The organism is Streptomyces cahuitamycinicus (assembly GCF_002891435.1).
Lineage (GTDB): Bacteria > Actinomycetota > Actinomycetes > Streptomycetales > Streptomycetaceae > Streptomyces > Streptomyces cahuitamycinicus.
In genome coordinates, this window is sequence record NZ_POUC01000329.1 from 1 (window position 1) to 9,281 (window position 9,281).

Consider the following 9,281-nt stretch of genomic DNA (forward strand, 5'->3'; position numbering starts at 1 on the left):
TAGGGTTCGTCGGCAGCGTCAGATGTGTATAAGGGACAGATGTGGGCGTTGTCGGCGGGGCGCCTTGTCCGGGGTGGACATGGCAGTCTCGTGGACCGGTGCCCACGACCCGGCCGTGTAAGCGGTGAACTCCCCGACAGAGGGCGTTAGATTGGCTCGCTGATGGTGGACGGAGCGGCTGGTCAGGGGGCAAAGGCGATGGACAGCGACGGGACCCAGGACGCGAGGGGTACGCATGCGAGTCCCGTGCCGCGCCCGGCGGGGCCTGCGGAGGTACCCGCGATGCCTCCCCGGCCGCCCCGGGCACCGGCGCCGCCGCTGCCGGACGGGTCGGCGTTCCTCACCTGGCTGCGCGCGCCGCGCCCCGACGCCGCGCCGGGCGTGTGGAGGTTCGGGCACCGGCCGCGGCCCGCGGAGGAACCGGAGGAGATTCCTGCCCGGCAGCTGCTGAGCGGGGCGCTGATCGCCTTCCTCGTGGGATGGCTGATCTGGTCGCTGCTGCAGAACGGGTACCTCGGCACCTGGTGGTGGGTGCCGTTCGACCTGATCGTTCCCGACGCGTGGCGGGGCGGCGACAGCGATCTCGGGGAGACCGGGACGTTCATCGTCTACCAGGGGTACGAGCTGCTCGTCGCCCTCGGAATCATGGTCGGGGCGGCCCGGCTCGGCCGCTGGGGCGAGGTGTGGCGCCGCTTCGTCACCCCCCGCTTCCGGCGGCCGCAGGCGCAGGAGCCCCGGACGACCCCCGAGGACGATCCGGCGCAGTGGAACGAGCTGCGCGCCGCCGGGGCCGCCGACGCCGCCGAGCGCCTCGCGGCCGAGGCCCGCACCGGGCTGATGCGGGACGTGGACCACGCCCGGATCATGCGCGCCTGGCAGGGCGTGCGCACCGGACGGCACAGCCTCGCCACGTTCAGCGGCGCCGTGCTCAAGGACGGTGCCGCCGCGTGCCTGCACCCGTCCGGAGAACGCGACCTGCCCGCCCGGCTCGCCCGGCACGACCTCGTCACCGGACAGGTGCGGCTCGGCACCACCGTCGACGACGCCCGCAACCCGTACGCCTACCGCGGCACCGGGCTGGGCCTCGGGCCCGACCTGCTCGGCACCTCGCTCGTGGCCGTCGGCCCCGCCGGCTCGGGCAAGACCGGGACCGTGGTCCGTCCCCTCGCCGAGTCGCTCTGTCTGCACGCACTCGCCGGGCGCGCCGCCGTGGTCGTCGTCGGGGCGGCCGGTGCCGGGCTCGGACCGGCCGACGCCTACGACGTGGTCGTGCGGATCGGGAACCAGGACTCCGAGTACGACCTCGATCTGTACGGGGGCAGCACCGACCCGGACGAGGCCGCGGCGGTGCTCGCCGAGGCGCTTGTCGGGGACCTCGCCGATCCGCACCCCGGCAGCGACAGCCGCCGGTCCACCACCGTTCTCGCCCAGCTGCTCGGGCCGTTCCGGGCCGTGCACGGGCGTTTCCCCTCCGTACCGGAGCTGCGGCAGCTGCTCGACGGGGCGCCGGGGCCGTTCGCCGCACTGCGCCAGGGCCTCCAGGAGGCGGGGCAGGAGTCCCTGCTGCGGGAGCTCGACGCCCGGGAGCGGCAGATGGGGCAGCCCGGGGACGTCGGCGGGGTGCTGGGTGATCGCGTCGCGCTGCTCGACCGGCCCGCCTTCGCCGGGTTCTTCGACACCTCCGGGCAGTCCCGGCCCTTCACGCTCAAAACCCTCGACCATCCGGTGCGGGTGCGCATCGACCTGCCCCAGCGCGGACACGCCGACGCTTCCAAGATGCTGGCCCGGCTCATGCTCGCGCAGTTCACGGCGAGTGTCGCCGTACGCGAGGACCGGTCGCTGTTCGCCTGTCTGCTGCTGGACGACGCGACCGGGGTCGTGACACCCGAGGCCGTGCGCGGCATCCAGCGGCTGCGGTCCGGCAACGCCGGGGTCGTCCTCACCCTGCGGAGCCTGGACGACGTGGCCCGGCCGCTGCGCGGGCCGCTGCTCGGGGCGACCGGCTGCCGGATGGCGCTGTCGGGCCTCACACCGTGGGACGGGCAGGACTTCGCCGAGGTGTGGGGCAAGGAGTGGACCGAGGCCCGCGACGTCACCGACCGGCAGATCATCGCGGAGACCCCGGCGGGCAAGGCCGTGCACATGCTGCGCCGGGTGATCACCGGCAAGGCCCCGACCGCGCGGGCGGTGACGGTGCGGCAGGTCGAGCGGGAGCGCTGGTCCGCCTCCGAGCTGGCGCACGGCGTACCGGCCGGGCACGCGGTGCTGTCGCTGACCGACGTCAAGGGCGAACACGCGCCGCCGCTGCTGGTGGATCTGCGGGGCTGAGCCCGCCTCCAGCCGGTGCGGGTGGCGGGGACCGTGCCCCCGCCGCCTTCCCGCCGGTGTGGGAGGCGGGAGCCGTGGGTCGGCGTTCACACCTGTGCGGGCGGGCGGGGCCGTGGGCCGGCTTTCCCACCCGTGCATGAGGGAGACCTTGGCCTCCGTGCATGCGTGGGACCGTGGGCCTGCCTGCCTTCCCACCCGTGCGGGCGCGAAGGGACCGTACGGTGAGGCAGAATCGTCACAGGTCGTTCATACGCGGCGGCCAAAAGACACAGTGATCACACAGCCCTGACGCAGAAGGCCTCATGCCCCCGACGCTCGCCTCGCTCGTCCACCACTCCGCGCTGAAGCTGACCGTGCGGGCGGGCGAAGACCGCCTCGACGTGCCGGTCCGTTGGGCGCACCCCAGCGAGCTCGCCGACCCCGTCCCCTACATGGAGGGCGGGGAACTGCTGCTGATCACCGCGCTCAAGCTGGACGCCGAGGATCCGGAGGCCATGCGCCGCTACGTGCGCCGGCTGGCCGGGGCCGGAGTGGCCGGGCTCGGCTTCGCCGTCGGCGTCCACTACGAGGAGATTCCCGAGGCGCTCGTCGACGCGGCCGAGAAGGAGGGCCTGCCGCTGCTGGAGGTGCCGCGCCGCACCCCGTTCCTCGCCATCAGCAAGGCCGTGTCCGCCGCGATCGCCGCCGACCAGTACCGGGCCGTCACCGCCGGGTTCGCGGCCCAGCGCGAGCTGACCCGGCAGGCCCAGACCGGCGGGCCGGAGGGGCTGCTGGCCGCGCTGGCCGCGCAGGTCGACGGCTGGGCGGCGCTCTACGACGCCTCGGGCGCGGTCGTCGCCACGGCACCGGAGTGGGCGGGGCGGCGTGCCGCACGGCTCACCGGTGACGTGCAGAAGCTGCGGGACCGCCCCGCACCCGCCTCCTCCGTGGCCGGCGGGCCGGACAACGAGGACCGGGTCGAGCTGCACACCCTCGGCACCGGCCGCCGCCCCCGGGCGGCCCTCGCCGTCGGCACGGCCGCCGCCCCCGGCACCGCCGAGCGCTACGCCGTCCACTCGGCCATCGCGCTGCTGACCCTCACCACGGAACGCTCCCGGTCCCTCCAGGCGGCCGAGCAGCGGGTCGGCGCGGCGGTGCTGCGCATGCTGCTGGCCGGGGAGCCGGACCACGCCCGCGCGGTCGCCGGTGACCTGTACGGCGAGCTGCTGGACGCGCCGTTCCGGATGATGGTCGCGGAGCGGGTGCCGGTGTCGGCTTCGGCCGCGCTGGCCCGCGCCGAGGCACGCAAGGGCGCCGCGCCCGCCGAGCGGCACTCCGCCGCCGCGCTCGCCGCGGCCGACCCCGGCGGCGACCCCCTCGCGGCCCTCGCCGACGTCGTGGAGTCCGCGGCGGCCCGGGCCGGCGAGGCCGTGCTGGTGGTGCCGGAGGGGGAGCGGCTGGTGGTGCTGGCCGTGGACGGCGGCGCCGCTGCGGCGGCCTGCGGGGAGTACGCGGCCGCCCTGGAGACGGCCCGGGCGGGGATACGCGAGAAGGTGCCGGGCGGCGAGGAGGACGAACTGGTCGTGGGCCTGTCGGCACCGGCCGGGCCCATCGCCGCGTCCGCCGCGTACAAGCAGTCCCAGCAGGCGCTGTCGGTGGCGCGGCGGCGCGGGCGCGTCCTCGTGGAGCATGAGCAGATGGCGGCCGGATCGGTGCTGCCGCTGCTGGCGGACGACGCGGTACGGGCCTTCGCCGACGGCATGCTGCGGCCGCTGTACGAGCACGACGCCACGGGCCGCGGCGACCTCGTCGCTTCCCTGCGCGCCTGGCTGTCCAAGCACGGCCAGTGGGACGCGGCGGCGGCCGAACTCGGCGTCCACCGGCACACCCTGCGCTACCGCATGCGCCGGGTCGAGGAGATCCTCGGCCGGTCCCTGGAGGACCCGGACGTCCGGATGGAGCTGTGGCTGGCCCTGAAGGCGACCACCAGCGAGTAGCCAAACCGTAGTGTCCACGTCCCGCACTGCTACGGCTCGGACAAACGCCGTTCGGCCACCTCGCCCCTACCGTTGGTCCCGTAGCACGGAACCACCCCCAACGCCGAAGGGCCGGAACCCACATGACCTCCACCCACGCCTTCTGGCTCGCCGGCCGCCAGGCCACCGGCGAGGACACCTTCGACGTCACCTCCCCCTGGGACGGGCGGCTCGTCGGCAAGGTGAGCGTGCCGACGGACGCGCAGGTCGAGGAGGCCGTGGCCGCCGCGCACGCCGCTTTGGACGAGTTCGCCGCCACCCCCGCCCACGTCCGGGCCGCCGCGCTCGACCACGTCGGCAAGCGCCTCGCCGAGCGCACCGAGGAGATCGCGCGGCTGATCTCCGCCGAGAACGGCAAGCCCCTGAAGTGGGCGCGCGGCGAGGTCGGCCGGGCCGTGTCCGTCTTCCGCTTCGCGGCCGAGGAGGCCCGGCGGTTCAACGGCGGCGAGGCACAGCGGCTCGACACCGACCTCGGCGGCCAGGGCCGGCTCGCCCTCACCCGCCGCTTCCCCAAGGGCGTCGTGCTCGGTATCGCGCCCTTCAACTTCCCGCTCAACCTCTGCGCCCACAAGATCGCCCCGGCCATCGCCGCCGGCGCCCCGATCATCCTCAAGCCGGCCCCGGCGACCCCGCTGTCCGGCCTGGTCATCGGCGAGCTGCTGGCCGAGACCGAGCTGCCCGCGGGTTCCTGGAGCATCCTGCCGGTCGCCAACGACAAGATGCCCGTCCTCGTGCGGGACGAGCGGCTGCCCGTGATCTCCTTCACCGGTTCCGAGAAGGTCGGCTACGCGATCATGGACTCGGTGCCGCGCAAGCACTGCACCCTGGAGCTGGGCGGCAACGGCGCGGCCGTCGTCCTCGCCGACTGGGCGAGCGACGAGGACCTGGACCGGGCGGCGAACCGCATCGCCACCTTCTCCAACTACCAGGGCGGCCAGTCCTGCATCTCCGTGCAGCGGGTCATCGCCGACGCCTCGGTGTACGACCGGCTGCTGCCGCGCATAGTCGCCGCCGTCGAGGCCCAGGTCACCGGCGACCCGGGCGACGACGCCACCGACGTCGGCCCGCTGGTCAGCGAGGACGCCGCCAAGCGCGTCGAGACGTGGGTCCAGGAGGCGGTCGACGCCGGTGCCGCGCTGCTCACCGGCGGCAAGCGGGACGGCGCCTCGTACGCGCCGACCGTCCTGGCCGACGTGCCGGCGGACGTCACGATCTCCTGCGAGGAGGTCTTCGGACCGGTCCTCACCGTCCAGAAGGCGGACGGCGAGGCCGCGGCCTTCGACGCCGTCAACGACTCCAAGTACGGCCTCCAGGCGGGCGTGTTCACCCACGACCTGCGGACCGCCTTCCGTGCCCACCGGGCCCTGGAGGTCGGCGGTGTCGTCATCGGCGACGTGCCGTCCTACCGCGCCGACCAGATGCCCTACGGCGGCGTCAAGCAGTCCGGCGTGGGCCGCGAGGGCGTGCGGTTCGCCATGGAGGACTACACGTACGAGCGTGTGCTGGTCCTCACCGGCATCGACCTCTAGCCCCGACCGGGCAGCTCAACCCCTAGCTCATGGAAACCATTACCATGTAGCCTCTGCGAAGGGGCCCGGCACCGATGCCTTCCGGTGCCGGGCCCCTTCTCTGTGCCGGCCTGCTCCGGACCCTCAACCGGAGAAGCCGACGTGCGCGAGCCGCAGCGGGCCGCGCAGCCTGAGGTGCACGTCGTGGACGCCGGCGGCGACGACGGACGCGCCCAGTGGGACGTAGTCGTACGGACTCGGGGTCGGTGCGGCGGGCGACAGCACCGCGAGGACCGGGCCGCCGTCGAGGGACAGTTCGACCGTGCCCTCGCCGGCCACCTCCACCGTCACCCCGGTAACGCCCCGCCCGAAGTCGCAGGAACGGTAGACCAGTTCGCCCGCCGCCGGGCCGGCCGGTGTCACCGCGTCGCCCGACACCTTCGTCCGGTCGACGATCTCGATGCCGTCCTGCTCGTCGAACCCGGCCGCGGGAAGGCCGTGCGCGAGGACCGCGCGCGGCAGGGCCGGCTCGCCGTCCAGCGTGATCACCTGCCGCAGCCGGACGTCCTCACTGGACGCCCCGGCCAGCAGCTCGTACGCGCCCGGCTCCACGCGCCACCGGTCCTGGGCGACGTCGAAGAACCCGAAGTCGCTCAGCGGGACCTCGAAGCCCAGTTCGGCCGTCGCCCCCGGGGCGAGGGTGACGCGGCGGTGGTCCAGCAGCTCGCGGCGCGGACGAGGTACGGACGCGTCGACCGCTCGGGTGTAGAGCTGGGCCACCTCGTCGGCCGTGACGTCTCCGGTGTTGGTGACGGAGAAGGAGACGTGCACGGTCTCCTCTTCGGCCCGGGCCGTCAGGTCGCCGTACGCGAACGGGGCGTACGCCAGGCCGTGCCCGAAGGGGAACAGGGGCGTCCCCTCGAAGTACAGGTAGGTCTGGCGGGAGCCGATGACGTCGTAGTCGAGCAGGCCGGGCAGGTCGGCGTCGTCGGCGTACCAGGTCTGCGGGAGGCGGCCGGCGGGGGAGACGTCGCCGGCGAGGACGCGGGCCAGGGCGGTGCCGGCCGCCTGGCCGCCGTGCGCGGTCCACAGCACCGCCGGCAGCTCGGCGGGGTCTACGACGTACGGGTAGGCGGAGACCAGCGCCAGCACGGTGGCCGGGTTCGCCGCGCGGGCCGCGCGCAGCAGCCGTTCCTGGTGTTCCGGCAGGCGCAGGGTCGTACGGTCCTCGGTCTCGCGCCCGTTGATGTACGGGTCGTTGCCCGCGACCACCACGACCACGTCGGCCGCCGCTGCGGCACGCGCCACCGCCTCCTCGCCGCGCTCGGCGACGACCAGCTCGAAGACCTCGGGGTCTTCGTCGGCAACCTTCACGCCGTCGGCGGAGACACACACGTGGCGACCCGTCCCCAGATGCTTGAGGAGGTGCCCGTTCCCGTGCGGTTCCAGGCGGAACGTCTCCTGCACGAGCCAGCCGCCCGGCTGGTCGGCGGAGGCGCGGAGGAAGCCGTCGTCGGCGACCGAGAGGTAGCGGCCGTCGGGGGCGCGCAGGGTCAGCACGTCCCCGCCCCAGTCGACCAGCGCCAGCTCGGTGCCGGACGCGTCGGTGGTGAGCGGGGGCAGGTCGGTGCGGCCCGTGAGCAGTGCCGGGTCGAGCGCGCCCTCGGCCCCGCGTACCCCGGCCGCGGCCTCCTCGGCCACCGGCACGTGCAGGAACGCACCCGCGGAGGTCTTCAGCCGGACCCGGTCCACGCCCTCCGCGAACTCCACCCGCTCCGCGCCGAACCGCTCGTACAGGCCCTCCAGCGGGGTCGAGCGGTGGATGAGCGTGCCGCTGTACCAGTCGAGCTTGCACTCGTCGGCGAGCAGGCCGACCACCGCGACGCGGGTGTCCGGGGCCAGCGGCAGCACCCCGTCGTTCTTGAGCAGCACGATCGCCTGCTCGGCGGCCTCCTGGGCGAGGGCGCGGTGCGCCGGGGTGTCGAACTCGCTGGTGGCGTCGTGCGGGTCGTACTCCGGGTCGAACTCGCCGAGCCGGAAACGGACCGAGAGCTGGCGGCGGACGGCCGTGTCGACATCGGCCTCGGTCAGCAGACCGCGCTCCAGGGCGCCGCGCAGCCGACCGATCATCGTCGAGGAGTCCGTGCCGTGGTCGGTGAAGCTGTCGACACCCGCGACGAGGGAGGCGGCGGTGGCCTCCTCGTGGGTGTCGAAGTAGTGCTCCGAGTCGACGAGGTTGCTCGGCGCTCCCGCGTCCGAACAGACCAGCAGCTCCTCGTCCGTCCAGGCGCGCAAGTGCTCGCGCAGGTACGGCGACACGTGGTTGGGGCGTCCGTTGACCAGGTTGTACGCCGGCATCACCCCGGCCACCGCGCCCGCCTCGACGGTCTCGCGGAAGGCCCGCAGGTCGTACTCGTGCAGCACGCGCGGGCGCACCGAGCTCGACGTCGTGGAGCGGTCCGTCTCGTTGTTGTGGGCCAGCCAGTGCTTCAGCACGGGCGCGGTGCGCCAGTAGGTGGGGTGGTCGCCGCGCAGGCCGCGGGTGTAGGCGGTGGCGATCGCCGAGGTGAGCTTCGGGTCCTCCGAGTAGCCCTCCTCGTTGCGGCCCCACAGAGGGTGGCGCAGCAGGTTGACCGTCGGGGACCAGACGTTGAGGCCGACCCGGTCGTCCTTGGCGCGCATCGCGCGGACCTCCCTGGACACCGCGTCGCCGACGCGCCGCACCAGCTCCGGGTTCCAGGTGGCGCCGAGACCGACCGCCTGCGGGAACACCGTCGCCGGGCCCATCCACGCCACACCGTGCAGGGCCTCCTGGCCGGTGCGGAAGGCGGCGACACCGAGCCGCTCGACGGCGGGGGCGAACTGGTGCAGGAAGGACGTCTTCTCGTCGAGGGTGAGCCGTCCCAGCAGATCGTCGACGCGCTTCGCGAACGGCAGCTGCGGATCGCGGAACGGTTCGGTGGGCGGCGGATGTGCGGTCACGTGAGGATCCCCCTGCGATGGATCGGCGAGGCGCTTTCGAAGCGCTTCGATGCTGAGTCGACGACGGGCCAGGTGTCAAGAGTCGGCGCCGTCACTTCAAGCCGTGCATGAGGAGCGGTCCCCTCCCGCACCTGCGAGGAAGTTTGGAGACGACCCTTGTGCACCCTGGGGTGTTCACTTAACCTCACAGCAACATCGAAGCGCTTCGACTACGGAAGCCCCTCTGGTCGAAGTCTCGCTTCTGCTCAGCCAGTTCCACTCGAGACACCGCAGCCGACGGCCCTCCGCCGGGTGTCCTGGTGCGCCATGAAGGGTTGACGCAATGACGCCGAACGCCGCCTCCGCCTCCTCCGGACCGAGCCGGAGAAGCTTCCTCGCCTCCACGGCGGTCGCCACCGCAGCGGTGGCGGGGGGAATGCCGCTGCTCTCCGCCTGCGGCGGGTCGGGC

5 protein-coding genes are annotated in these 9,281 nt (G+C 73.9%); 4 read left to right on the forward strand and 1 reads right to left on the reverse strand.

Annotated elements, in window-relative coordinates; genetic code table 11:
• Positions 1-198 precede the first annotated feature (198 nt).
• From C1J00_RS31660 to C1J00_RS31670, 3 genes are all read left to right on the forward strand, one after another.
• Positions 199-2,328, forward strand: a complete 2,130-nt coding sequence (locus tag C1J00_RS31660) for an ATP-binding protein (protein WP_102912422.1) — start codon at positions 199-201, stop codon at positions 2,326-2,328.
• Between the two features lie 302 nt (positions 2,329-2,630).
• Positions 2,631-4,304 (forward strand): PucR family transcriptional regulator, encoded by a 1,674-nt coding sequence (locus tag C1J00_RS31665; protein ID WP_102912423.1) that lies wholly within the window; start codon positions 2,631-2,633, stop codon positions 4,302-4,304.
• 122 nt (positions 4,305-4,426) lie between these two features.
• Positions 4,427-5,872, forward strand: coding sequence for an aldehyde dehydrogenase family protein (locus C1J00_RS31670; RefSeq protein ID WP_102912424.1), 1,446 nt, complete (start codon positions 4,427-4,429; stop codon positions 5,870-5,872).
• A 123-nt stretch (positions 5,873-5,995) separates the two neighbouring features.
• On the opposite strand, the gene C1J00_RS31675 is transcribed toward C1J00_RS31670, so the two are convergent.
• Positions 5,996-8,833, reverse strand: a complete 2,838-nt coding sequence (locus tag C1J00_RS31675) for a glycoside hydrolase family 3 protein (RefSeq protein ID WP_102912425.1) — start codon at positions 8,831-8,833, stop codon at positions 5,996-5,998.
• 322 nt (positions 8,834-9,155) lie between these two features.
• Between C1J00_RS31675 and C1J00_RS47195 the strand changes: the two genes are divergently transcribed.
• On the forward strand, positions 9,156-9,281 hold a 126-nt coding region (locus C1J00_RS47195), incomplete at its 3' end, for a twin-arginine translocation signal domain-containing protein (protein ID WP_146046290.1).

Bases quoted from the DNA above. Each gene is read 5' to 3' on its own strand.
- C1J00_RS31660 (WP_102912422.1), top strand. From the start codon at position 199: ATGGACAGCGACGGGACCCAGGACGCGAGGGGTACGCATGCGAGTCCC.
- C1J00_RS31665 (WP_102912423.1), top strand. From the start codon at position 2,631: ATGCCCCCGACGCTCGCCTCGCTCGTCCACCACTCCGCGCTGAAGCTG.
- C1J00_RS31670 (WP_102912424.1), top strand. From the start codon at position 4,427: ATGACCTCCACCCACGCCTTCTGGCTCGCCGGCCGCCAGGCCACCGGC.